The 22,262-nt window shown below is 67.3% G+C and carries 24 protein-coding genes and 1 riboswitch; of the genes, 18 read left to right on the forward strand and 6 right to left on the reverse strand.

Translation table 11 applies throughout. The annotated features are described in order from the left end of the window. The first annotated feature begins 32 nt into the window (after positions 1–32). The 4 genes from mnmE to QTI05_RS09720 all read left to right on the forward strand — a co-directional run bounded on the left by mnmE (position 33) and on the right by QTI05_RS09720 (position 3,865). Complete coding sequence (mnmE, locus tag QTI05_RS09705; protein WP_286624150.1) at positions 33–1,439, forward strand: tRNA uridine-5-carboxymethylaminomethyl(34) synthesis GTPase MnmE; 1,407 nt, start codon at positions 33–35, stop codon at positions 1,437–1,439. An 86-nt stretch (positions 1,440–1,525) separates the two neighbouring features. After that, positions 1,526–1,993 carry a Crp/Fnr family transcriptional regulator gene (locus QTI05_RS09710; protein ID WP_286540445.1) on the forward strand — a complete coding sequence of 156 codons (468 nt, stop codon included), beginning with the start codon at positions 1,526–1,528 and terminating at the stop codon, positions 1,991–1,993. A gap of 73 nt (positions 1,994–2,066) precedes the next feature. After that, positions 2,067–3,008 carry a zinc ribbon domain-containing protein gene (locus QTI05_RS09715; RefSeq protein WP_286624152.1) on the forward strand — a complete coding sequence of 314 codons (942 nt, stop codon included), beginning with the start codon at positions 2,067–2,069 and terminating at the stop codon, positions 3,006–3,008. Between the two features lie 170 nt (positions 3,009–3,178). Then, positions 3,179–3,865, forward strand: coding sequence for a hypothetical protein (locus tag QTI05_RS09720; RefSeq protein ID WP_286540443.1), 687 nt, complete (start codon positions 3,179–3,181; stop codon positions 3,863–3,865). Between the two features lie 46 nt (positions 3,866–3,911). Here QTI05_RS09720 and QTI05_RS09725 read toward each other — a convergent pair whose 3' ends face one another. Then, positions 3,912–5,897 carry a monovalent cation:proton antiporter family protein gene (locus QTI05_RS09725; protein ID WP_286540442.1) on the reverse strand — a complete coding sequence of 662 codons (1,986 nt, stop codon included), beginning with the start codon at positions 5,895–5,897 and terminating at the stop codon, positions 3,912–3,914. Positions 5,898–5,951: 54 nt separating this feature from the next. On the opposite strand from QTI05_RS09725, the gene QTI05_RS09730 reads away from it, so the two are divergent. The 4 genes from QTI05_RS09730 to QTI05_RS09745 are packed head-to-tail and all read left to right on the forward strand — an operon-like array spanning position 5,952 to position 8,962. Next, positions 5,952–6,953, forward strand: a complete 1,002-nt coding sequence (locus tag QTI05_RS09730) for a KpsF/GutQ family sugar-phosphate isomerase (protein ID WP_286624154.1) — start codon at positions 5,952–5,954, stop codon at positions 6,951–6,953. Beyond that, positions 6,953–7,513, forward strand: coding sequence for a KdsC family phosphatase (locus tag QTI05_RS09735; protein ID WP_286540439.1), 561 nt, complete (start codon positions 6,953–6,955; stop codon positions 7,511–7,513). The genes QTI05_RS09730 and QTI05_RS09735 overlap by 1 nt, the downstream gene beginning before the upstream one ends. Before the next feature lie 20 nt (positions 7,514–7,533). Continuing rightward, a complete protein-coding gene (gene lptC, locus QTI05_RS09740; protein ID WP_286541465.1) occupies positions 7,534–8,157 on the forward strand; it encodes an LPS export ABC transporter periplasmic protein LptC in 624 nt (207 codons plus the stop codon). Between the two features lie 22 nt (positions 8,158–8,179). Then, complete coding sequence (locus tag QTI05_RS09745) at positions 8,180–8,962, forward strand: SDR family oxidoreductase (RefSeq protein ID WP_286540437.1); 783 nt, start codon at positions 8,180–8,182, stop codon at positions 8,960–8,962. 45 nt (positions 8,963–9,007) lie between these two features. On the opposite strand, the gene pdxR is transcribed toward QTI05_RS09745, so the two are convergent. Next, positions 9,008–10,504 carry a MocR-like pyridoxine biosynthesis transcription factor PdxR gene (pdxR, locus tag QTI05_RS09750; RefSeq protein ID WP_286624156.1) on the reverse strand — a complete coding sequence of 499 codons (1,497 nt, stop codon included), beginning with the start codon at positions 10,502–10,504 and terminating at the stop codon, positions 9,008–9,010. Between the two features lie 84 nt (positions 10,505–10,588). Here pdxR and QTI05_RS09755 point away from each other — a divergent pair, with 84 nt between their 5' ends. From QTI05_RS09755 to QTI05_RS09765, 3 genes are read left to right on the forward strand one after another with little or no spacing between them, the layout of a single operon-like run. Beyond that, positions 10,589–11,212, forward strand: a complete 624-nt coding sequence (locus tag QTI05_RS09755; RefSeq protein WP_286624158.1) for an FMN-binding negative transcriptional regulator — start codon at positions 10,589–10,591, stop codon at positions 11,210–11,212. A gap of 11 nt (positions 11,213–11,223) precedes the next feature. Then, entirely contained in the window at positions 11,224–11,580 is a 357-nt protein-coding gene (locus tag QTI05_RS09760) for an antibiotic biosynthesis monooxygenase family protein (protein WP_286624159.1), read from the forward strand. 45 nt (positions 11,581–11,625) lie between these two features. Then, positions 11,626–12,246, forward strand: a complete 621-nt coding sequence (locus tag QTI05_RS09765; protein WP_286624160.1) for a LysE family translocator — start codon at positions 11,626–11,628, stop codon at positions 12,244–12,246. 61 nt (positions 12,247–12,307) lie between these two features. Here QTI05_RS09765 and rbp read toward each other — a convergent pair whose 3' ends face one another. Further along, on the reverse strand, positions 12,308–12,853 hold the full coding sequence (gene rbp, locus QTI05_RS09770; RefSeq protein ID WP_286624162.1) for an RNA-binding regulator: 546 nt from the start codon (positions 12,851–12,853) through the stop codon (positions 12,308–12,310). A 252-nt stretch (positions 12,854–13,105) separates the two neighbouring features. Beyond that, a riboswitch (yybP-ykoY riboswitch) is annotated at positions 13,106–13,291 on the forward strand. A 5-nt stretch (positions 13,292–13,296) separates the two neighbouring features. On the opposite strand from rbp, the gene QTI05_RS09775 reads away from it, so the two are divergent. The 4 genes from QTI05_RS09775 to QTI05_RS09790 all read left to right on the forward strand — a co-directional run bounded on the left by QTI05_RS09775 (position 13,297) and on the right by QTI05_RS09790 (position 16,282). Continuing rightward, positions 13,297–13,857, forward strand: coding sequence for a TMEM165/GDT1 family protein (locus tag QTI05_RS09775; protein ID WP_286540427.1), 561 nt, complete (start codon positions 13,297–13,299; stop codon positions 13,855–13,857). Between the two features lie 112 nt (positions 13,858–13,969). Further along, positions 13,970–15,109, forward strand: a complete 1,140-nt coding sequence (gene metX, locus QTI05_RS09780; RefSeq protein WP_286624163.1) for a homoserine O-succinyltransferase MetX — start codon at positions 13,970–13,972, stop codon at positions 15,107–15,109. Beyond that, on the forward strand, positions 15,106–15,690 hold the full coding sequence (gene metW / locus QTI05_RS09785) for a methionine biosynthesis protein MetW (protein WP_286540425.1): 585 nt from the start codon (positions 15,106–15,108) through the stop codon (positions 15,688–15,690). Before metX ends, metW begins: the two co-directional genes overlap by 4 nt. A gap of 4 nt (positions 15,691–15,694) precedes the next feature. After that, positions 15,695–16,282, forward strand: coding sequence for an IMPACT family protein (locus QTI05_RS09790; protein WP_286624165.1), 588 nt, complete (start codon positions 15,695–15,697; stop codon positions 16,280–16,282). Here the strand turns inward: QTI05_RS09790 and QTI05_RS09795 are convergent. Further along, positions 16,227–17,147: an ion transporter gene (locus tag QTI05_RS09795; protein ID WP_286624167.1), complete on the reverse strand. Its 921-nt coding sequence runs from the start codon at positions 17,145–17,147 to the stop codon at positions 16,227–16,229. The two genes, QTI05_RS09790 and QTI05_RS09795, sit on opposite strands and share 56 nt — an antisense overlap. 171 nt (positions 17,148–17,318) lie before the next feature. On the opposite strand from QTI05_RS09795, the gene QTI05_RS09800 reads away from it, so the two are divergent. Next, a complete protein-coding gene (locus tag QTI05_RS09800; RefSeq protein ID WP_286540423.1) occupies positions 17,319–17,852 on the forward strand; it encodes a bactofilin family protein in 534 nt (177 codons plus the stop codon). Here QTI05_RS09800 and QTI05_RS09805 read toward each other — a convergent pair. Continuing rightward, entirely contained in the window at positions 17,849–18,631 is a 783-nt protein-coding gene (locus QTI05_RS09805; protein WP_286624169.1) for a DUF72 domain-containing protein, read from the reverse strand. The two genes, QTI05_RS09800 and QTI05_RS09805, sit on opposite strands and share 4 nt — an antisense overlap. Before the next feature lie 91 nt (positions 18,632–18,722). Between QTI05_RS09805 and QTI05_RS09810 the strand changes: the two genes are divergently transcribed. Together QTI05_RS09810 and QTI05_RS09815 are read left to right on the forward strand one after the other, a co-directional pair. After that, positions 18,723–20,234 (forward strand): M20 family metallopeptidase, encoded by a 1,512-nt coding sequence (locus tag QTI05_RS09810; RefSeq protein WP_286624171.1) that lies wholly within the window; start codon positions 18,723–18,725, stop codon positions 20,232–20,234. Beyond that, positions 20,231–21,052, forward strand: coding sequence for an alpha/beta hydrolase (locus QTI05_RS09815; protein ID WP_286624173.1), 822 nt, complete (start codon positions 20,231–20,233; stop codon positions 21,050–21,052). Before QTI05_RS09810 ends, QTI05_RS09815 begins: the two co-directional genes overlap by 4 nt. Here the strand turns inward: QTI05_RS09815 and QTI05_RS09820 are convergent. Beyond that, positions 21,049–22,224 (reverse strand): MFS transporter, encoded by a 1,176-nt coding sequence (locus QTI05_RS09820; RefSeq protein WP_286540419.1) that lies wholly within the window; start codon positions 22,222–22,224, stop codon positions 21,049–21,051. The genes QTI05_RS09815 and QTI05_RS09820 overlap by 4 nt on opposite strands. Positions 22,225–22,262: the final 38 nt, after the last annotated feature.

The following is a 22,262-nucleotide window of genomic DNA, read 5'->3' on the forward strand; positions in this document are numbered from 1 at the left end:
TTGGCGGCTTCGGCTCTGAAAGAATGCGCACCATGCTCTCGAACACCACCGACCCGATCGTCGCCGTTGCCACTGCCGCCGGTCGTGGCGCGGTGGGCATCGTGCGCGTGTCGGGTGCCCGGCTGGCGCCGCTGATCGCCGCGGTCTGCGCCAAGCCGCTCAGGCCGCGCGAGGCCACCTACCTCCCCTTCCGCGATGCCACGGGCGAGCCGGTCGACCACGGGCTGGCCATCCACTTTCCTGCGCCGCATTCGTTCACCGGCGAAGACGTGCTCGAGCTTCAGGCGCATGGCGGCGCGGTGGTGCTGCAGCTGCTGCTGGCTCGCTGTCTCGAAGCCGCGGCCGAGGTCGATGGCGCAACCGGCCGTGCCCGCGTGCCGGGCCTGCGCGTCGCGCAGCCGGGCGAGTTCAGCCAGCGTGCCTTCCTCAACGGAAAGATCGATCTGGCGCAGGCCGAGGCGATCGCCGACCTGATCGATGCCAGCACCGAAGCCGCAGCGCGCAGCGCCGGCCGCTCGCTTTCGGGTGCGTTCTCGCGCGAGATCCATGTGCTGCGCGACGCCCTGGTGCATCTGCGCATGCTGGTCGAGGCCACGCTCGACTTCCCCGAGGAAGACATCGATTTCCTGCAGAAGGCCGACGCCGCGGGGCAGCTCGCCGCGCTGCAGGCGCAACTGGCCGCGGTGCGCCGGCGCGCGCAGCAGGGTGCGCTGCTGCGCGAAGGCATCAAGGTCGTGATCGCCGGCCAGCCCAACGCGGGCAAGAGCTCGCTGCTCAACGCGCTCGCCGGGGCCGAACTCGCGATCGTGAGTGCGGTGCCCGGCACCACGCGCGACGTCGTGGCGCAAACCATCCAGATCCACGGCGTGCCGGTGCATGTGGCCGACACCGCCGGCCTGCGTGAGAGCCACGACGAGGTCGAGCAGATCGGCATCGCCCGGGCCTGGAACCAGATCGAATCGGCCGACGCCGTGCTGTTCCTGCACGACCTCACGCGTGCGGACGACGCAGCCTACGCGTCAGGCGACGGCGACATCCTTGCCTCGCTCCAGCGCAAGCTGCCGAACGGGGTGCCGGTGCTCGATGTCTGGAACAAGCACGACGCGGTATCGGCCGCGGCGCAGCGGGACGGCCTGGTGCTGTCCGCCAAGACCGGCTTCGGGATCGAGGCGCTGCGCAGCCGGCTGCTCGACATCGCAGGCTGGCAGGCGGTGCCCGAAGGTGTGTACCTGGCGCGTGCGCGCCATGTGCAGGCCCTCCGCCAGGTGGCCGACCACGTGGACCAGGCGGCCGGGCAACTGGCGGCGCGGCTGCCGGCGCTCGACCTGCTGGCCGAAGAGCTTCGCCTGGCCCAGAACGCGCTGAACGAAATCACGGGCGAGTTCGGTGCCGACGAACTGTTGGGAGTGATCTTTTCTCGCTTCTGTATTGGTAAGTAGCAACAGAAGTGTGCATTTATGTGACATTTGTTCCCCCTGGTTAGGCCGATCCTTCATACTTCAAGCGGCCAACCAAGGGTTGAAATATGTCTTCCACGATCCAGGATCTGTGCCGCGCCGTTGCACAAAACACCAGTTATGACGCCTTCGCGCCGGCGCTGAGCCCGCAGCAATGGGAGTTGCTTGCCGCCTACATGGTCCCGAACGACCTCTCTGCAGGAGAGGTGTTGATCAACCAGGGCTCACACGATCGCACCCTGTTCTTCATCGAAAGCGGCGCGCTGAGCGTGCACCTGATCGGCGACAAGGGCCAAATGCAGCTGGCCATCCTCAACCCCGGATCGGTGGTGGGCGAAGGCTCCTTTTTCTCGCGTCTGCCGCGCTCCGCCAACGTGGTTGCAACCGGTTCGGCGCGGGTCTGGCGCATGACGCCGATCCGCTTCGCCGAGCTGGCCAATCGTCAGCCGAGCGTGGGCCTCGAACTCATCATGGCGCTCGGCGGAGTGATCGCCAAACGCATGGTCAATCGCCCGAAACGCGTCGCCGTCACCTGAGACGGACGCGTCCGCGTCGCTCCACCGGGCGCCGGCAGGCGGCAGCGTTACAAACAGATCGGAGAAGCAATAGATGTCTGTGGTATGCGCAGACTGCAGCACGGAAAACCGTGATGCAGCCAAGTTTTGCAAGAGCTGCGGCGCCAAGCTGATCGTCCCGCGGGCGCCGTCGATCGCCCCTGTGCCGCCGGCCGACACGGCGTGGCCGGTCACGGCTCCAGCACCGCTTGCGCGCACGCCGGAGCTGCCGGCCGGATTGTTCGACCCCAGCGTTCCGGCACCTGCGCCGCAAATGCCTGCGCGTGCCGCCCTGCCGGCGGAAGAGGCCACGGTGATCGTCGGCGCTGCGGCGCGCGTACAGCCGCCGAAACCGCCGAAACCGCCGCCTGCGCCCGTGCAACCCGCGGTCACGCGGAAGCCGCCGCCGCACGTCAGCAAGGGGTTGGCCGCCACCCCGAAATCGTCGGGCAAGGGGCTCCGGATCGGCATCGTCGCACTTGCCGTCCTGGTGGGCGCCGGTGGCTGGTACCTGCTGCGCGATGGCAATCCCGCGCCCGTTGTCGCTGCAGCGCCGCCGACGGTCGTGGCGGCGGCGCCTGCGCCGGCTCCGGTGACCGAGCCGGCCGCCGTGGCGCCCGCAACCGCGCCCGAGCCGCCCGCGCCCCCGCCCGTTGTAGCCACGCCAGCGCCCACGCCGGCGCCTGTCGACGCTGTCGCACCGGCGCGGCCACCGGTCGTTGCAGCGGCACCGAAGCCTCGCAAGGTGCCGGTTGCTGCGCCACCGGCCGCGCCCGCGGAAACGGCCGCGCCCGCGGTGCCCGCGCCGCCACCGGCAGCCCCGCCGCCGCCAGCCAACCCTCAAACCGCTTGCGCTGGCCGCAATTTCGTTGCGTTGGCGCAGTGCATGGCATCCCAATGCGCCAAGGCCGAATTCAAGGCGACCCCGCAATGCGATGCGGTACGCGCGCAGCAGCGGCTCGAGGAAGAAAAACGCAACCCGAGCTTGCTCAACTGAAGCGGGCCGCGCCGAAGCAGCCAGTGGTTCTCAAGAAAATGCTGTGTCCCGTCTGTTCCCGCGAAGTCGAAAGTGAGGCGCCTTTCTGCGACCACTGCGGCGCGACGGTGCAGCGGATGCCGCCGCCGGGCGCGGCTTCGCAAGTCGTCTCCGGGGGGCGTCGACGCCGGATGCTGCCTCGCGTTCTCGGTGCACTGGCGCTGTTGGCCATTGGCGCCTTCGGCGTCAATCGGTGGATGGCCCCGGCCGAGGTCACCGCGCCCGCACTGCATGCCGCCATGACTCATGCCATCGCAAACGGCCAGGCACCCGGACAGGATCCGATTTGCGTGGCCAATGGCCTCGCCTACGACCAGGAACCGGTCAATGTCCAGCTGGACAATTCGGCCACCTTGGCGTGGATGAACATGCTGGTCGAGGCTGGCCTCTATGCCGGGCCCGAAAGTGGCAGCTCGGGCGGATTTCTTTCGGAGCCGATCTCCGTCTACCGCCCGCTGCCCGAGCTCGCGCAATGGGGTGGCGCGCGGCGCCTTTGCGTGGCAAAGGCGGTTCGGCTCGATACGGTGTCCAACCTCGGGCCGGTGGAAGACATGCGTCTGCGCGGCAAGCGCTACACCGGTGTGCTGGCGGATGTGCGTTGGTCGCTCGACCAGCCGGCGCCCTGGCTGGCCCAGCCCGGTGTCGGTGAAGCGCTGGCGCGCGAACTGCCGAGCTGGCGCAACGCGCGCTGGCAGCCGGGCCCGGAGGGCTGGACGTTGACCCAGCGCAAGAGCTTCGTGCTGGTCGATGCGCAATGGATGTCCGGCGATATGGTGGAGCGAGACCGGTCGATGCGCAGCGGCACGACGCCCATGTAACGCCCGCGCTTGTCCGGGGGCGCCGCAGCCTCAAGGGCTCGCGGGTTCAGCCCTTCTGCAGCTTGTCGATCGCCACGGCCAACGCGGCCGGTTTGCCCGACAACACCAGCGTGTCGCCATCCGACAGCACTGTGTCGTCCTCCGGCGTTACCGCCTTGCCGTCATGCCGGCGCAGGCTGGCCACGCGCACCCCGACCGCATGCAGCGCCAGCCGCGCGAGCGACTGGCCGATCGCCCGCGCGCCCGGCGTCAGCGTGAACGAATTGAGCCGCTCGTGGTCGAGTTCGTCGGCGTTGTCGTCGTCGGCGCCGTGGAAGTAGCCGCGCAGCAGGTTGTAGCGCGCGTCGCGCTGATCCTGCACCACGCGGATCACGCGCCGCATCGGCACGCCGACCAGCGCCAGCGCATGGCTGGCCAGCATCAACGAACCCTCGATGGCTTCGGGCACCACTTCGGTGGCGCCCGCGGCCTGCAGCTTCTCGAGATCGTGGTCGTCCTGCGTGCGCACGATCACCGGCACCTGCGGTGCATGGGTGCGCGTGCTGGACAGCACCTTGAGCGCGCCGGCCACGTCGAGGTAGGTCACGACGACGGCGCTGGCGCGCGCCAGGCCGGCCGCCATCAGCGCCTGCAGCCGCGCGGCGTCGCCGAACACCACCGAGTCGCCGGCCGCGGCAGCCTGGCGCACGCGGTCGGGATCGAGGTCGAGCGCCATGTACGGGATGCCTTCGCGCTCGAGGATGCGCGCCAGGTTCTGACCGCAGCGGCCATAGCCGCAGATGATCACGTGCTTGCTCGTGTTGATGGTCTTGCGCGCAATGTTGGTCATCTGCAGCGACTGTTGCAGCCAGTCGCTCGCAACCAGCTTTCGCACGATCTTGTTGCTGTACATGATGATGAAGGGCGTGGCCAGCATCGATAGCACCATCGAGGCCAGCACCGGGTTCACCAGCCACGCCGGCAACAGGCTGCGCTCCTGCGCCAGCGCCAGCAGCACGAAGCCGAATTCGCCGGCCTGCGCCAGGTAGAGACCTGTGCGCAGCGATACGCCGGAGGTTGCGCCGAGCGTGCGCGCCAGCACCGTCACCAGCACCAGCTTGAAGCTCAGCGGCAGCACCAGCAGCATGGCCACCAGCAGCCAGTGATCGACCGCGATATGCCAGTCCAGCGACATGCCGATGGTGATGAAAAACAGCCCCAGCAGCACATCATGGAACGGCCGGATGTCGGTCTCGACCTGGTGCTTGTATTCGGTCTCCGACACCAGCATGCCGGCGACGAAGGCGCCCAGTGCGAGTGACAGGCCCGCCAGCTCGGTCAGCCAGGCCAGGCCGAGCGTGACCAGCAGCACGTTGAGGATGAACAACTCCTCGCTGCGCAGCCGCGCCACGATGGTGAGCCACCAGCGCATCACGCGCGGCCCGCCATAGAGCAGGATGCCGATCAGGAAGCTGGCCTTCACCAAGGCCAGCGCCAGCGCCCTGAGCAGCGCCTCGGGCGGCGCGCCGAGCGCCGGAATCAGCACCAGCAGCGGCACCACGGCCAGATCCTGGAACAGCAGCACGCCCATCACGCGCTTGCCGTGTTCGCTTTCGAGCTCGAGCCGCTCCGACATCAGCTTGACCACGATCGCGGTGCTGCTCATGGTGAGTGCGCCCGACAGGGCCAGTGCGGTTTGCCAGCCGAGCTGCCATTCCGGCGGCAGCCAGGAGGCAACGACCAGCGCGCCGGCTGTCGCGATGGTCATGGTCAGCAGCACCTGCAGCATCCCCAGGCCGAACACGTGCTGGCGCATCGCGCGCAGCTTGGGCAAGCTGAACTCGAGTCCGATCACGAACATCAGGAACACCACGCCGAACTCCCCGAGGTGCCGGATGCCTTCGGTGTTGTCCGTCAGTGCCATCGCGTGCGGCCCGATCAATACGCCGGCCACCAGGTAGCCCAGCATCGGCGGCAGCTTGAGCGAGCGACACACCACCACGCCGACCACCGCAGAAAGCAGATATAGGAGCGTGAGATGGAACGAGGACATGGCCCGATGCTAGAGGATGTGGGCGACTTGCGAGCCCCGCCTAAAATCGCCGCGATGAGTTCCCGCCCCGATCTGGCCGCCAGCGCCGACCCCGACAAGCTGCTGGCACGCGCCCGCCTCACCTTCGACATCGAAGCGGCGGCCGTGCTGGGGCTGAAAGAGCGCATCGGCCCCAGCTTCGTCGAGGCCGTGCAGAAAATCCTCAACGTGCGCGGCCGCGTGGTCGTGATGGGCATGGGCAAGAGCGGCCACGTCGGCCGCAAGATCGCCGCCACGCTGGCCTCGACAGGCACGCCGGCCATGTTCGTCCACCCGGCCGAGGCCAGCCATGGCGACCTCGGCATGATCAAGGCGGTCGATCTGGTGCTGGCCATCTCCAACAGCGGCGAGAGCGACGAACTCGCCGCAATCCTGCCGGTGGTCAAGCGCCAGGGCGTCCCGTTGATCGCCATCACGGGCGGGGCCGACTCCATGCTGGCGCGCCATGCCGACCTCGTGCTCGACAGCGGCGTCGAAAAGGAAGCCTGCCCGCTCAACCTCGCGCCAACCGCAAGCACCACTGCGCAGATGGCGCTGGGCGATGCGCTCGCTGTGGCGCTGCTCGACGCCCGCGGCTTCGGCACCGAAGACTTCGCGCGTTCGCATCCGGGCGGTGCACTCGGGCGCAAGTTGCTGACGCATGTGAGCGACCTCATGCGCACCGGTGACGAGGTGCCGCGCGTTGCGCCCTCCGCCAAGCTCGGCGAGCTGATGCGCGAGATGAGTTCCAAGGGCCTCGGTGCGGCCGCCGTGATCGACCCGCAGGGCCGGGCAATCGGCGTGTTCACCGACGGCGACCTGCGCCGGCTGGTCGAAACCGGCGCCGATCTCCGCGAGCTCACCGCCGCCGACGTGATGCATGCCGGCCCGCGCACCGTGCGCGCCGACGCGCTGGGGGTGGAGGCGGCCGAGGCGATGGAGCAGCACCGAATCACCAGCATCCTGGTGGTCGATGCGGCCGGCCTGCTGATCGGCGCGCTCAGCATCAACGACCTGATGCGGGCCAAGGTCATCTGATGGCCGCAACACCGGTTGTCCGTTTCAGCCCCGAAACCCTGCTCGCCGCGCAGGATGTGCGTATCGCGTTTTTCGACGTCGATGGCGTGCTGACCGATGGCGGCGTCTACTTCAGCGAGCATGGCGAAACGCTCAAGCGCTTCAGCATCCTCGACGGGCATGGCCTCAAGCTGCTGCGCCAAGCCGGGATCACCCCGGCAGTGATCACGGGGCGCGATTCCAGGCCGTTGCGCGTGCGGCTCGAAGCGCTGGGCATCGAACACGTGCGCTACGGCACCGAGAACAAGTTGCCTGCCGCCGAGGCGATGCTAGCGGCGCTGGGCCTCGACTGGACGCAAGCTGCCGGCATCGGCGACGACTGGCCCGACCTGCCGGTGCTGGCGCGCTGCGGCTTTGCCGCCGCGCCGGCCAACGCGCATTGCGAAGTGCGTGCCATCGCGCACTATGTGACGACGGCACGTGGCGGCGAAGGCGCGGGGCGCGAATTCTGCGACCTGTTGCTCACGGCCGGCGGCCACTACCGGCGGCTGCTCGATCTGGCGCGGGGGCCGGTCGCTTGAACGCTCCCACCCTGTTCGCGATGCTGCGGCGCGGCGTCGACCGCGCCACGCTCTACCTGCCGATCATCCTGACGGCCGCGCTTGCGCTCGGCACCTATTGGCTGGTGCGCAACGCGCCACGCTTGCTCGAGCCGACCACCAAAGAGGCGCCCGTGCACGAGCCCGACTACTTCATGCGTGGCTTCGTGATCAAGAACTTTCTCCCGAACGGCGAGTTGCGCAGCGAGCTGGCCGGCAAGGAAGGCAGGCACTATCCCGACAACGACACGCTGGAGGTGGACCAGGTCCGGACGCGCTCGATTTCGCCGGCCGGCCTCGTCACTCGCGCCACCGCCGACCGTGGCCTCTCGAACGGCGACGGCAGCGAGATTCAGCTGTTCGGCAACGCGGTGGTGGTGCGCGATGCGACCGTCGGCGCGAACGGCCGGCCACTGCCGCGGCTCGAGTTTCGCGGCGAGTTCCTGCACGTGTTTCTCGACACCGAACAGGTGCGCTCGAACAAGCCAGTCACGCTGACCCGCGGCACCGACACATTCACCGCCAATACGCTCGACTACGACAACCTGAGCGGTGTCGCCAACCTGCAGGGCCGCGTGCGCGGCGTGCTGATTCCCTCGGCGGCTGCGCCCGCGCCGAAACCCTGACAACAAGAGCAAGGGGAGAAGCATGACGCAACGCCGCCTGGTCTTCATCACCGGCGCTTCGAGCGGCATCGGCCAGGCGCTGGCGGCGCGTTTCTACACCGCCGGCTACGACCTCGCGCTGGTCGCGCGCCGCACGGATCAGATCGAATCGTGGGCCAGCGCCCGTCAACTGGACGCGGCACGCTACCGGATCTACAGCGCCGACGTGGCGCAGACCGACAGCATCGTGGGCGCCGGCCAAGCCTGCATCGTGCAGCAGGGCCTGCCCGACGTGGTCATTGCCAACGCCGGCATCAGCGTGGGCATCGACACCGCGGAACGCGGCGATCTCGATGTGCTGGCCAGCACCTTCGCCACCAACAACACCGGCCTGGCCGCCACGTTCCATCCTTTCGTCGCGGCGATGGTGGCGCGCGGCAGCGGCCGTCTGGTCGGCATCGGCAGCGTTGCTGCGATCCGCGGCCTGCCGGGCCACGGCGCCTACTGCGCCAGCAAGGCCGGCGTGGTGGCGTACTGCGAAAGCCTGCGCGGCGAACTGCGGCCGAGCGGCGTTCGGGTGGTCACGCTCTGCCCCGGCTACATCGACACGCCGCTGACGCAAGGCAACCGCTACGGCATGCCGTTCCTGATGAAGGCCGAGGATTTCGCCGAACAGGCTTTTCGCGGCATCGAGTCCGGCGTGAGCTACCGCGTCATCCCATGGCAGATGGGTGTTGTCGCCAAGATCATGCGGATGCTGCCGAACGCGCTCTACGACCGCGCCGTCCAGGGCCGTGGCCGCAAGAAGCGGCTTGGCGAAAGCTGAAAAACAAGCGGCAAGCGGAGCGTTGCATGCAACGCGCTGCGGCGATTAGCGCTGCGGCAGAGAGCGCTCCGCGGCTGGATTCCACGATGCGATCACCGCACCCAAGATCCGCAGCCCCTGTTCAATCTGTTCGGGCGTCAAGCTTGCATATCCCAGCACCAACCCGCCGGGGCGAGGAGTCTTGCCGGGCCGTGACTTGGCAAAGAGCGGCGACACAGGGTAGACGCCCACGCCCTGAGCGCGGGCGGCAGCCACCAGAATCGGCTCATCCTGTGACCGAAGGAACGGCAGCCAGAGAACCACATGCAGACCGGCTGCCGTGCCCTCCACCCGCGCGTCGGCTGGCAAGTGTCGCCCGATAGCGTCGAGCAACACGGCGCGGCGGCGTTCGTTCTCGCGCCGACTGCGTCGGACATGGCGCTCGTAGGCTCCGTTGTCGATCAGCGATGCCAGCACCCGCTGCTCCAAGACAGGCGCGTGTCGGTCGGCCATGCGCTTGGCTTGTCGAAACACCGCCACCAATTCAGTGGGCAGTACCAAGTAACCCAGCCGAAGCTGCGGTGACAGCGCCTTGGAGAAAGTGCCTATGTAGATCACGCGGCCGTCGGTATCGATGGACTGCAACGCATCGATCGGCCGTTGCCCATAACGAAACTCGCCGTCATAGTCGTCCTCGACGACCCAGGCGCGGTGCCGTTGCGCCCACTGCAGCAGCGCCAAGCGCCGGCCAATGGGCAGCACGCCACCCAGTGGAAACTGGTGTGAAGGCGTCACATACGCCAGACGCGCCAGGTCGTCTCCGGGCAAACAGGCAGTATCCAGGCCTTGCCCGTCGACCGGTACGGCCAGCAGTTCGGCGCCGGTAGCCTCGAAGCAGCGGCGCGCCATCAGGTACCCCGGTTCCTCGAAGACGAATGCATCGCCGGGATCCAGCAGCAGGCGCGCGCACAGGTCGATGCCCTGCTGCGAGCCGTGCACCACGAGGATTTGCTCGGCATCACAGGCCAGCCCGCGCGCGCGTCGCAGATAGCCTTGAAGCGCGCGGCGCAGAGTCGCGTCGCCTTCGGGTGGGACGTAGTACAGGCTGTGCTGGTGGCGCAGTAGTTCGGCTTGGTATGCGCGGCGCCAGCGCAGGGCCGGGAAGTCGCGCGAGGCCACTGCGCCGTACAGGAAGTCGATGCGGGCTGGCTCCGCGTGAGGCAATCCTGGCATTTCCATGCCCGCCACCCGTCGACCGAAGGCTGACAGAGCCAGGGCAGCCTTGCCGCGGCGGTCAGAGGGGCCGGAGTGGTTTACCACTGTGGCCGGCGGACTGGCGACCCGGGCGGCCCGCCCCAGGGATGTGGCCAGAAAGCCCTCCGCGGCCAGTTGTTCGTAGGCCGCCGTCACCGTGGTGCGCGACACGCCGAGATCGGCTGCCAAGGCGCGCGTCGACGGTGCCCGCGCTCCTGCCGGAAGCGTGCCATCGGCGATCTGCGCGCGCAGAAGGTCGTAGATGCGGCGGCCGGCGCCATGGCCGGTGTGAGGAGCAAACTGGACCATTAAGAATTGATAAAACTGGCACTTTCGATTGTGCCGGTTTTCGGGGACAGTCTGCGATAGCGCGCCAATGCAAAGCCAAGCCCCATGTACATCCCACCTCATTTCGCCGAGAGCCGGCCCGAACAACTGCACCGCATCCTCCGCGAGCACTCCCTGGGCACGCTTGTGACGCAAGGGATGGACGGGCTGGATGCCGACCACCTGCCTTTCGAATTCGATCCTGAAGTGGGAGAGCACGGCCTGCTGTCGGCCCACGTTGCCCGCGCGAACCCGCTTTGGCAACGCTGCCCCACGGGAAGCCCTGTCATGGTGATCTTTCGCGGCGCACAGGCCTACATCTCGCCCAACTGGTACCCGAGCAAGCAGGAGTCGCATCGCCTGGTGCCAACCTGGAACTACGAGGTAGTGCACGCGCACGGCGTACTGACCGTGCACGACGATGAGCGCTTCGTGCGCCGTATCGTCGCGCGCCTGACGCGGCTGCACGAGGCGGCCGAACCCAGGCCGTGGAAGATGGGTGACTCGGCGCAGGAGTTCATCGATAGCATGCTGCGCAATATCGTGGGCATTGAGATCGCCGTCACTTCGCTGGTGGGCAAGTCCAAGCTGAGTCAGAACCGCGAGGGGCGTGATCTCGTCGGCGCGGCCGACACATTGGAGGCGCGTGGCCACGGCGAACTGGCCGAACTGATGCGCCCGGCCGACTGAATGGACGACCCATGTACACATCGACCTTCACGTTCGCCAAGCGCCAGTACGACGACGAGTTCCACGCGTTGGACAACGTCATAGCGCAGATTGCCAAGTCCATCCCCGGCTACCTGGGCGAAGAGACTTGGGAGAACCCGGCGACTGGCCTGATTTCCAACGTGTACTACTGGGACACGATGGATTCCCTTCGTCGGCTGATCGACCACCCGGCGCACATCAAGGCGAAGCAGCGACAGGCACGTTGGCTCAACGGGTATCAGATCGTCATCGCACAGGTGCTCAGATCCTATGGCGGTGGTGGAATCGCGCACCCGCTGGCTCAATCCGCACTGGTTGCGAACCACTCAGACTCGCGCACCGAGTAGGTTCGACAACTCGATACCCACCCAGCAGCAACACCCCTTACTCCCATGTCATTCCTCGCCTTCTTGCTCACGGCCGTCGTTTTGGCCGTTACTCCAGGCCCGGGCATTGCCTACGTGGTCGCGCGCACCGTGGCTGGAGGTCGGACGGAGGGCTTGGCTTCGTGCCTGGGCACCGGCATCGGCGGCATGCTCCATGTTGCCGCTGCGGCCCTTGGCCTGTCGCTGCTGATTGCGCAATCGGCCATGGCTTTCAACCTGGTCAAGTACCTGGGCGCGGCCTATCTGGTCTATCTGGGCCTTCGCCTGATGCTGCGCAAGGAGCAGCATTCCACGGTCGAGCGTGTCGCTCCGCAGGGTGCGCGGCGTGCGCTGTTCGAGGGCGTTGCCGTTGAGGCCCTGAACGTCAAGACTGCGCTTTTCTTCCTGGCCTTTCTGCCGCAGTTCGTTTCACCCTCCGAGCCCCTCGTCTCTCAACTTGTGCTTCTGGGTACCACGTGCGTCGCGCTCAACACGCTCGTTGACGTGGTTGCGGTGGTCGCCGCGGATCGCCTGCTCCAGTCGGGCCCAGCACGTGCCGCGCGCGCACGACTGATGACACGAACCTCGGGCATCACCATGGTGGGATTGGGCGCCTTCTTGGCGCTGGCAAGGCGAGAAGCGCAGTGACCGGAAAACAAAAAGGCTCCCGAGGGAGCCTTTTTTGCATGCGTCGAAAGACGCTGGATGGTCAGTAACCGCTGTTGCCGCCGTTGTTGTTGCCGCCGCCGTAGCCGCCGCCACTGCGACCACCACCGCCGCCGCGCGGGCCGGCGCCGTACGGGCTGCGGAAACCGCCATCGCCGCCGCCGCCACCACCGCCATAGCCGCCGCCACCGCTGCGGCCACCACCGCCGCCGCCGTAGCCACCACCACCGCCGCTGCGGCCGCCGCCACCCGCGCCACCGCCGCCGTAGCCGCCACCACCACCGCCGTAACCACCACCGCCGCCGCCACCACCATAGCCGCCGGTGCGGGGCGGGCGTGCTTCCATCGGGCGTGCTTCGTTCACGACGACGCTGCGGCCGCCAAGCGGCTGGCCGTTCATGCCGCTGATGGCGGCTTGCGCTTCGGCATCACTGCCCATCTCGACGAAACCAAAGCCCTTGGAGCGGCCGGTGTCGCGCTCCATCATGACTTTGGCGCTGGTCACCGCGCCGAATTGGCCGAAGGCCTGCTCGAGGTCACCGTCGCGAACCGAATAAGGCAGGTTGCCGACGTACAGTTTGTTGCCCATCACGGGACTCCTATAAACACATCAAAGAAAGCGATGGAGTCCCGACAGCACAACCAACATTGAATCGCTGAGTCGCGCGAAACTGACCGATCACCCGAATGCGTCTTCCAGTATTTTGCGGAGGGACGCCCGTTCATTATGAGTGAAATATCAAACACGCAAAACGGAATTTGCGGCCTGGGCCATGCCGTCCGCAAAATTCCGGGAGCCAGCGCCCACTCACATTGCATGCCGCCTCATCGGGCTAGAATCCTCGCTGTCATTGGGGAGTAGCCGCCTTCCATCGCGAGAAGGGCTTGCGTCAACAGACTTGTCCTGCAACCCAGCAGAACATGGCGCAAACAGTGTTCCACCTGGCGAGACCTTTGACTGTGCAACTTCGGGAATATGGCCGAAGGTGTTGCACGGTCAATTGCGTCCTTCGGCCCAAGGAACCTCACGTCATGGAAGCTTTTCTGGTTGCCACCGGCATCGTCGCGCTCGCCGAAATGGGCGACAAGACTCAACTGCTGGCGCTCGTGCTCGCCGCACGCTTTCGCAAGCCCTGGCCGATCGTGCTGGGCATCTTCGCCGCCACCATCGTCAACCACGCGCTGGCCGGCGCGGTCGGCACCTGGGTCACGCACTGGCTCGGGCCGACCACGCTGCGCTGGATCCTCGGCGGATCCTTCATCGCCATGGCGATCTGGGTGCTGATCCCGGACAAGCTCGACGACGACGAAGCCGGCAAAAGCTCGCACTTCGGCGTGTTCGGCACCACGGTCATCGCGTTCTTCCTGGCCGAGATGGGGGACAAGACCCAGATCGCGACCGTGATGCTCGCCGCCCGTTTCGTGCACGACTACGTCTGGGTCGTGGCCGGCACCACGCTGGGCATGATGCTGGCCAACGCGCCCGTGGTCTTTCTCGGCGAACGCATCATGCGTCGCGTGCCGATCAAGCTGGTGCACGGCATCTCCGCCGTGATCTTCCTGATCCTCGGCCTCGTGATGATCGCCGGCTGACCGGCGGCTATACTTCCACTGCGCCGATTTGCTACAGCTTGCGGGCGCTTAACAAATTCAGCTAAAGACCGTGGCCGACCCGGCTCGTTTTTTGGCGAGGCCGGGTTTTTTCATGTCTTTTGAAGTCGTTCCACAGTCGATGTCCTTCGCGGGCCCGCTGCCCATGCGCAGCGGCACGTCGATCGCCGACTACACGCTGGCCTACGAGACCTACGGCACGCTCAATGCGGACAAGAGCAACGCGGTGTTGGTCTGCCATGCGCTCAATGCCGACCATCATGTGGCGGGCAGCTATGCGGGCCAGGCGAAATCCGAGGGCTGGTGGGACAACATGATCGGCCCCGGCAAGCCGGTCGACACCGACCGCTTCTTCGTGATCGGCGTCAACAACCTCGGCTCCTGCTTCGGCTCGACCGGGCCGATGCACACCAACCCGCAATCGGGCCGCGTCTACGGCGCCGACTTTCCGGTCGTCACGGTCGAAGACTGGGTCGACGCGCAGGCCGGCCTGCTCGACGCGCTCGGCATCCAGACTCTCGCGGCCGTGATGGGCGGCAGCCTCGGCGGCATGCAGGCATTGAGCTGGACGCTGCAGTACCCCGAGCGCGTGCGCCATGCCGTGGTGGTGGCCAGCGCGCCGAACCTCACGGCCGAGAACATCGCCTTCAACGAGGTCGCGCGCCGCGCGATCGTGACCGACCCGGACTTCAACGGCGGCCATTTCTACGAGCACGGCGTGGTGCCCAAGCGGGGCCTGCGCATCGCCCGCATGATCGGGCACATCACCTACCTCAGCGACGACGTGATGAACGAGAAATTCGGCCGCATGCTGCGCAGCGCGGTCGAGGGCGAAGTGGCCGGCACGGCCTACCGGTATTCGACGCAGGAGGTGGAGTTCCAGATCGAAAGCTATCTGCGCTACCAGGGCGACAAGTTCAGCGAATACTTCGACGCCAACACCTACCTGCTGATCACGCGCGCGCTCGACTACTTCGACCCCGCACGCTCCTTCGGCGGCAACCTGACCGAGGCACTGGCGCGGGCCTCTGCCAGGTTCCTGCTCGTGAGCTTCACGACCGACTGGCGGTTCTCGCCCGCGCGCAGCCGCGAACTGGTGAAGGCACTGCTCGACAACCGGCGCAGCGTGAGCTACGCCGAGATCGACGCGCCGCACGGCCACGACGCGTTCCTGCTCGACGACGCGCGCTACCACGGCGTGGTGCGTTCCTACTTCGAGAGGATTGCGCTGTGAGCGACCTGGCGACCCAACAGCTCATCGCCCGCCTGGTGCCCCGCGGCGCGCGCGTGCTCGATCTCGGCTGCGGCGACGGCGCCATGCTCGACCTGCTGCAGCGCGAGCGCGGCTGCAGCGGCTACGGCGTCGAGATTGCCGACGGCAACGTGCTGCAGTGCATTCGCCGCGGCGTCGACGTGATCCAGCTCAATCTCGACGAAGGCCTCGCGATGTTCGATGACGCCTCGTTCGACGTGGTGCTGCAGATCGATACCCTGCAGCATCTGCGCAATGCCGAGATCATGCTGCGCGAGACCGCGCGCGTGGGCCGCACCGGCATCGTCGCGTTCCCCAATTTCGCGCACTGGCCCAATCGACTCAGCGTGGCGCGCGGCCGCATGCCCGTGACGCGACGGCTGCCCTACCAGTGGTACGACACGCCCAACATCCGCGTCGGCACCTTCAAGGACTTCGAGGTGCTCGCGCAACGCAACAAGCTGCGGCTGCTCGATGCCTTCGGCCTGCAGGAAGGGCGCGAAGTGCGCTGGCTGCCGAACGCGCGTGCCGGCACCGCGGTGTTCAAGTTCGAGCGCACCTGACGCGGTGCCTTTCACGCTCGCCGCACCGCTGCACAGCGAGCTCGTGATTCGCAAGAGCCGCTTCATCGGCTGCGTGCAGCCGGTGGCCGACCGGGCGGCCGCGCTCGCGGTGGTCGACGCATTGCGCGTGGCCCATCCCGGCGCGGCCCATGTCTGCTGGGCCCTGATGGCCGGCGGGCAGTCCGCGGCCAACGACGACGGCGAGCCCGGCGGCACCGCCGGCCGACCCATGCTCGAAGTGCTGCGCCACCAGCAGCTCGAAGGCGTGCTCGCAACCGTGGTGCGCTACTTCGGCGGCGTGAAGCTCGGCGCCGGTGGCCTGGTGCGTGCGTACACCGATGCCATCGCGCAGGCACTGCTCGGCGCGGCGCTGGTGCCGCTCGTGGCGCAGCGCGTGCTGCGCTGTGCCGTGCCCTATGCGCTGGAGGGGCTGGTGCGGCGCGAACTGGCGGCTGCGGCCGGCGTGCTCGACGAGGTGCGGCACGACAGCCTCGTCCACTTCATGCTCGTGCTGCCTGCGCCGGCCGCTCCGGCCTTCATCGCCCGCCTCGACGATGCTGCGCAAGGGCGCGTCGTCTGGCAGCCGGCGTAAGGCGGCGGGGGGCAACCGGGGGCGGGGCATCGGGGCCGGTGGCCGCCAGCAGGCCACGCGATGGCAGCAGCACAGGTTCACCGTCCGGCCCGCGACGCGCCATTTCAGCGGTCACGATGCCGGTCGGCACCGCGAGCACACCCCAGCCGAGCAGCATCATCACGGAGGCGATGAAGCGGCCCAGGTCGGTCTTCGGCACTAGGTCGCCGAAGCCGACCGTGGCCATGGTCGAGATCGCCCAGTACACGGCCACCGGAATGCTGGTGAAGCCATGCGTCGGCCCTTCGACCACATAGATCAGCGTGCCCATCACCAGCACCACGAGCATGACGAAGCCGACGAACACGGTGATCTTGCGGCGGCTCGCCGCGACCGCCGTGACCAGCATGCGGTACTCGGCCGAATAGCGCGACAGCTTGAAGATGCGGAACACGCGCAGCAACCGCAGGATGCGCACGTCGATCAGGTACGAGGCCTCGGGCACCAGCACCACCAGAAAGGTCGGCAGCAGCGCGAGCAGATCGATCACGCCATAGAAGCTCATCGCGTAACGCAGCGGCCGCTGAACGCAAGCGAGTCGGCCCAGGTACTCGAGCGTGAACAGCCCGGTGAACACCCATTCGAGCAGGCTGAAGGCGCTGCCCCAGCGCGCGCGAATCGGCTGCACGCTGTCGAGGATGACGACGGCCACGCTGGCCAGGATCACCGCGATCAGCACCAGGTCGAACAGGCGGCCGGCGCGCGTTCCGGATTCGAAGATCACCGAAAAGAGCACGCCGCGCCAGCCCTTGTCGGGCTTGCCGAAGCGCGCGTCGTCGTCCGTCGTGGCTGCGGCAGGCGAAGCGGAGGGTGCGAGGATCGACATGCGGGTGATTGTCGACGTGTCGGGTGCTGCCGCGTGATCCGGTGCGCAACGCAACCTTAAGTACCCAGACCGCCTGTTTTTCGATTTATTCAGTTACGCATCTTTCGCAATGAAGTGCCGCGATGCGTAAGCGCGTTCTTACGATAGTCCTCTTTCTTGAGGAGCTCCCTTTTGGCCACACAGTCCCCCTTCTTCGGCAAGCGCACCAGCGACACCGACAACCTCACCTCCCGTCCTGCACCGCTGGTCGGCTCCCCCACCAATCTGTCAGGCTCGCCGGTGAGTCCGTCGTCGTCATTGATCAATGCGCAGGCGGCCAATGCCGTGGCGGCGGCCAAGGAAGGCGGCAGCAAGCTCACTGTCGGCCCGAACATCAAGCTCAAGGGCGTCGAGATCACCGACTGCGACACGTTGATCGTCGAAGGCCTGGTGGAAGCCACGATGGATTCGCGCGTGATGCAGATCGCCGAGCAGGGCGCCTTCAAGGGCTCCGCCGAAATCGACATCGCCGAGATCCATGGCCTGTTCGAGGGCAACCTCACGGTGCGCGAAAAGCTCGTGATCCACTCGACCGGCAAGGTCACCGGCAAGATCCGCTACAGCAAGATCGTTATCGAAGAAGGCGGCCAGCTGTCGGGCGAAATCACGTTCGGTACCTCGGGCGCCAAGTCGGAAAGCAAGCCGGCGCTCCAAGCCGCCGCTTAAGGGCCTTCTGCGGGCTTCCAGCCCAAACGCTCCAGCAAGGCACCGGCCGCGGCCGGTGCTTTTTCTTTGGCGCCGTTGATGAAGAAGACGAACACATCGCGCTTCTTCGGCGCCTTGGCCCAGCCCTGCGCGCGCTCGGCCCATGCATCGAGCGCCTTCGGCGCATAGCCGCTCTTGAGTCCGGCGTCGGCCATCATGAGCCGCGCATAGGCGAACTCGCCCTCGGGCTCCTCGAACGAGGGGAACTTGTCGGAGTCGGTGAAGACGGTGGCCACCTGGTACTTCTTCGCGAGCTTCTGGTAGGCGGGCGTGATGAAGCTTTCGTGCCGCACGTCCATCACGTGGCGCAAGCTGCGGCTGCCCTCCTTCTTCGGCAGCAGCGCCAGAAACGCCTCGAAGTCCACTGCGTCGAATTGCTTGGTCGGCATGAACTGCCAGACGATCGGGCCGAGCTTGTCGCCCAGCTCGGCAAGACCGCTGCCCACGAAACGCTGGATCGAATCGCCTGCATCGGCCAGCACGCGGCGGTTGGTCGCAAAGCGCGAGGCCTTGAGCGAGAACACGAAATCGTCGGGCGTTTCGTCGTGCCACTTGCGGAAGCTCTCGGGCTTCATGGTGCTGTAGTAGGTGCCATTGACTTCGATGGCGCTCATGCGGCGGCTCGCGTAGCCCAGCTCTTTCGCGTGCGAAAGCCCCTTGGGGTAGAAGTTGTCGCGCCAGGGCTCGAAAGTCCAGCCGCCGATGCCCACTCTCACGTTGCTCGCTGCTGCTTTGCTCACGTCGATCTCCGGGTTGATGCCATCGCACTCTACGCAAGCCGGCGTGCAGGCGCAAAATGCTTTTTTCCTCACCCGCGGAGATCCTCACACCATGAACGCACCGCTGCACCGCAGTCAGCTGGAACGGCCCGCCGGCTTCCTCGACGCCGAACGCGCCCTGTCCGACGTCACCACGAAGTGGGACACCGACATCGTCAAACAGCTCACCAGCTACATCGAGATCCCGGCCAAATCGCCGGGCTTCGACAAGGACTGGTCGGCCAACGGCTATCTCGAAACGGTGATCCGCAACGCGGCCAGCTGGGTCGAGGCGCAGAAGGTCGAGGGCCTGAAGCTCGAGATCGTGCGGCTCGAAGGCCGCACGCCGGTGCTGTTTTTCGAGGTGCCAGCGACCGGCACGGCCATGACCGACACCGTGCTGATGTACGGCCACCTCGACAAGCAGCCCGAGTTCACCGGCTGGCGCAACGATCTCGGCCCCTGGACGCCCAAGTACCAGGACGGCCTGCTCTACGGCCGCGGCGGCGCCGATGACGGCTACGCGGTCTATGCCAGCGTCGCGGCGCTGCAGGCGCTCAAGGCACAAGGCGCGGCCCATCCGCGCATCGTCGGCCTCATCGAGACCTGCGAGGAGTCGGGCTCCTACGACCTGCTGCCCTACGTGACCGCGCTCAAAGACCGGCTCGGCGATGTCGGTCTGGTGATCTGCCTCGACTCGGGCGCCGGCAACTACGACCAGCTCTGGCTCACCACCTCGCTGCGCGGCATGGCGAGCGGCACGCTCAAGGTCGAGGTGCTGACCGAAGGCATCCACTCCGGCGACGCTTCGGGCCTGGTGCCGTCGAGCTTCCGGATCATGCGGCAGGTGCTCGACCGGCTCGAAGACAGCGCCACCGGTCGCATGCTGCCCGCCAGCTTCCATTGCGAAGTGCCGGCCGACCGGCTGGCACAGGCCCGGGCCACGGCCGCGATCCTCGGCGACGAGGTCTACAAGCGCTTTCCGTGGGCGCACTACGACTGCGGCGGCTCGACCACGTTCGCGCTGCCGACCACCACCGACCCGGTCGAGGCGCTGCTGAACCGCACCTGGAAGCCGACGCTGAGCGTCACCGGTGCCGAGGGCTTCCCTGCGCTGAAGGACGCGGGCAACGTGCTGCGCCCCTACACCGCGTTCAAGCTCTCGCTGCGCCTGCCGCCACTGGTGGAAGCCGATGCGGCGGTGGCGGAAATGAAGAAGCTGCTCGAAGACAACGCGCCCTATCAGGCGCGGGTGACCTTCGAGCATGGCGGCGGCGCAACCGGTTGGAACGCACCCGCGATCACGCCGTGGTTCGAGCAGGCGCTCAACGCCGCGAGCCAGGCTCATTTCGGCGCGCCCTGCGGCTACATCGGCCAGGGCGGCACCATCCCGCTCATGAACATGCTGAGCGAAGGCTTTCCCCAGGCGCAGATGATGGTCTGCGGCGTGCTCGGCCCCAAGAGCAACGCGCATGGGCCCAACGAGTTCCTGCACGTGCCTTACGCCAAGAAGCTCACCGCCGCGGTGGCTGAAGTGATTGCCGCCTTGCCGGTGGCGCACGCGGCCGAAGCCGTCGCCGCTTGAGCACGGTATTGAAGCGGCCCGACGGGGAGACGCTCGCGCTGCGCGAGTGGACGGTCGAGGGCGCGGCGCCGCGCGCGATCGTGCAGCTTCTGCACGGCCTCGGCGAACACATGGGCCGCTACGAACACGTGGCGCGGCGGCTCAACAGCTGGGGCTTTGCGGTGCGGGCGCACGATCACTACGGCCATGGCCAGTCGAGCGGTGTGCGGGGCGGCTTGCCGAGCACGCTGCGACTGATCGACGACCTGGCCGCGGTAGTCGACCAGACGCGCCGTGCCTGCCCCGAAGTGCCGTTGATCCTGTTCGGCCACAGCCTCGGCGGCCTGGTCGCATCCAGCTTCGTCGCGCGCGGCGTGCGGCCGGTCGAAGGCCTGGTGTTGTCCTCACCGGGGCTCGACCCGGGCCTCGACGCGGTGCAGAAGATGCTGATCGCGGTGTTGCCGCGCATCGCGCCGGACATGCGCGTGGGCAATGGCATCGACAGCAGCGACATCTCGCACGACCCGGCCGTTGTGCAGGCCTACCGCGACGACCCGCTCAACCACGACCGCATCTGCGGCCGGCTGGCGCGCTTCCTGTCCGAGGAAGGCGCCGTTGTGCAGGCGGCGGCGCCGCGCTGGAAGGTGCCGACGCTGCTGCTTTACGCAGGCGACGACAAGCTCGTGCGGCCGGCCGCGAGCGCCGCCTTTGCGCAAGCCGCGCCGGCCGGCGTGGTGAGCGCAACCTGCTTCGACACGCTGTTCCACGAGATCTTCAACGAACTGCACGCAGAGCCGGTATTCGCCGCCCTCCGCGACTGGCTCGAACAGCGCTTCTAGGCGGCTGCGCGTGCGGTGCGGCGGCGGATGACGGCGAGCCACAGCAAGGCCGCACCCGTCAGCGCGACCGGCAACAGCGACCCGAAGTTCAGCAGGCGCCAGCCCTGCGTGGTGACCAGCACGCCCGAGGCGAACGAGGTCACGGCGAGCGTGGCGAAGATGCAGAAGTTCAGCGCGCCCTGGGCCCGGTCTTTCTCTTCCGGCGCATAGGCCGTGAGCGACAGCGTCGTCGCACCGGTGAACAGGAAATTCCAGCCCACGCCGAGCAGGGCCAGCGCGATCAGGAACTGGTGCAGCTCGACGCCCGACAGCGCCACCGCGATGCAACCCAGGTTCAGCAGCAGCCCCACGCCCATCACCGGCAGCGCGCCGAAGCGCCGGATCAGGTGGCCGGTGAAGAAGCCCGGCGCAAACATGCCGATCACGTGCCACTCGAGCACCAGTGCGATGTCAGGGAACGGCAGGCTGCAGATCTGCATGGCGATCGGCGTGGCGGCCATCAGCAGGTTCATCACGCCGAAGCCAAGCGAGCCGGCTGCCGCTGCAACGATGAACACTGGCTGCCGCATGATCTGACCGAGCGACCGGCCACCAGCGGCCTGTTGCTTCGTGAGCGCCGGCGGAAAGTCGATGAAGGCCAGCAGCGCCATCGACAGCAGCGCCACGATGGCGAGCGCGAGGTAGGCGCCGACGAACGGCACGTCGAACAACCCGCGCGTGACCGAGGCCAGGTTGGGCCCGACCACCGCGCCGATCAGTCCACCGGCCATCACCAGCGACACCGCCTTCTCGCGCCAGGCCGGCGCCGCGAGCTCGGCTGCGGCGAAGCGGTAGAGGCTGGCGTTGGCGCTGTAGTAGCCGGCCACCAGCGTGGCCAGCGTCAACAGCCAGAAGTTCTTCGAATAGGCCGCGTAGCCGCACAGCAGCGCCGACCCGAACGCCACGGCCAGCCCGGTCTGGAACGAGCCGCGCCGGCCGAAGCGGCGCTGCGTGCGCGCCACGATCCCGGTGGAGAGCGCGCCGCCGACCACGTAGCCCATGACCGGCAGGGTTGCCATCCAGCCGCGCGGCGCCAGGCTCAGCCCGACCAGGCCATTGATGGCGATGAAGGTGACGTTGTTGGTGAGGAAGAGTCCCTGGCAGATCGCCAGCAGCCAGAGATTGCGGTTCATGGCGGCATTGTTGCCCGCGGGCGCCGGCCCCGCGACGG

This window comes from Variovorax fucosicus, assembly GCF_030316825.1.
In the GTDB taxonomy this organism is placed as follows: domain Bacteria; phylum Pseudomonadota; class Gammaproteobacteria; order Burkholderiales; family Burkholderiaceae_C; genus Variovorax; species Variovorax fucosicus.

What these genes read in the sequence shown, in the direction of transcription:
- QTI05_RS09795 (WP_286624167.1), bottom strand. Translation starts at nt 17,147, where the DNA reads ATGTCGATCCTCGCACCCTCCGCTTCGCCTGCCGCAGCCACGACGGAC.
- QTI05_RS09745 (WP_286540437.1), top strand. Translation starts at nt 8,180, where the DNA reads ATGACGCAACGCCGCCTGGTCTTCATCACCGGCGCTTCGAGCGGCATC.
- lptC (WP_286541465.1), top strand. Translation starts at nt 7,534, where the DNA reads ATGCTGCGGCGCGGCGTCGACCGCGCCACGCTCTACCTGCCGATCATC.
- QTI05_RS09755 (WP_286624158.1), top strand. Translation starts at nt 10,589, where the DNA reads ATGTACATCCCACCTCATTTCGCCGAGAGCCGGCCCGAACAACTGCAC.
- metX (WP_286624163.1), top strand. Translation starts at nt 13,970, where the DNA reads ATGTCTTTTGAAGTCGTTCCACAGTCGATGTCCTTCGCGGGCCCGCTG.
- QTI05_RS09720 (WP_286540443.1), top strand. Translation starts at nt 3,179, where the DNA reads ATGCTGCCTCGCGTTCTCGGTGCACTGGCGCTGTTGGCCATTGGCGCC.
- QTI05_RS09820 (WP_286540419.1), bottom strand. Translation starts at nt 22,224, where the DNA reads ATGAACCGCAATCTCTGGCTGCTGGCGATCTGCCAGGGACTCTTCCTC.
- mnmE (WP_286624150.1), top strand. Translation starts at nt 33, where the DNA reads ATGCTCTCGAACACCACCGACCCGATCGTCGCCGTTGCCACTGCCGCC.
- QTI05_RS09710 (WP_286540445.1), top strand. Translation starts at nt 1,526, where the DNA reads ATGTCTTCCACGATCCAGGATCTGTGCCGCGCCGTTGCACAAAACACC.
- QTI05_RS09810 (WP_286624171.1), top strand. Translation starts at nt 18,723, where the DNA reads ATGAACGCACCGCTGCACCGCAGTCAGCTGGAACGGCCCGCCGGCTTC.
- QTI05_RS09735 (WP_286540439.1), top strand. Translation starts at nt 6,953, where the DNA reads ATGGCCGCAACACCGGTTGTCCGTTTCAGCCCCGAAACCCTGCTCGCC.
- QTI05_RS09760 (WP_286624159.1), top strand. Translation starts at nt 11,224, where the DNA reads ATGTACACATCGACCTTCACGTTCGCCAAGCGCCAGTACGACGACGAG.
- QTI05_RS09775 (WP_286540427.1), top strand. Translation starts at nt 13,297, where the DNA reads ATGGAAGCTTTTCTGGTTGCCACCGGCATCGTCGCGCTCGCCGAAATG.
- QTI05_RS09730 (WP_286624154.1), top strand. Translation starts at nt 5,952, where the DNA reads ATGAGTTCCCGCCCCGATCTGGCCGCCAGCGCCGACCCCGACAAGCTG.
- QTI05_RS09715 (WP_286624152.1), top strand. Translation starts at nt 2,067, where the DNA reads ATGTCTGTGGTATGCGCAGACTGCAGCACGGAAAACCGTGATGCAGCC.
- QTI05_RS09725 (WP_286540442.1), bottom strand. Translation starts at nt 5,897, where the DNA reads ATGTCCTCGTTCCATCTCACGCTCCTATATCTGCTTTCTGCGGTGGTC.
- QTI05_RS09765 (WP_286624160.1), top strand. Translation starts at nt 11,626, where the DNA reads ATGTCATTCCTCGCCTTCTTGCTCACGGCCGTCGTTTTGGCCGTTACT.
- pdxR (WP_286624156.1), bottom strand. Translation starts at nt 10,504, where the DNA reads ATGGTCCAGTTTGCTCCTCACACCGGCCATGGCGCCGGCCGCCGCATC.
- rbp (WP_286624162.1), bottom strand. Translation starts at nt 12,853, where the DNA reads ATGGGCAACAAACTGTACGTCGGCAACCTGCCTTATTCGGTTCGCGAC.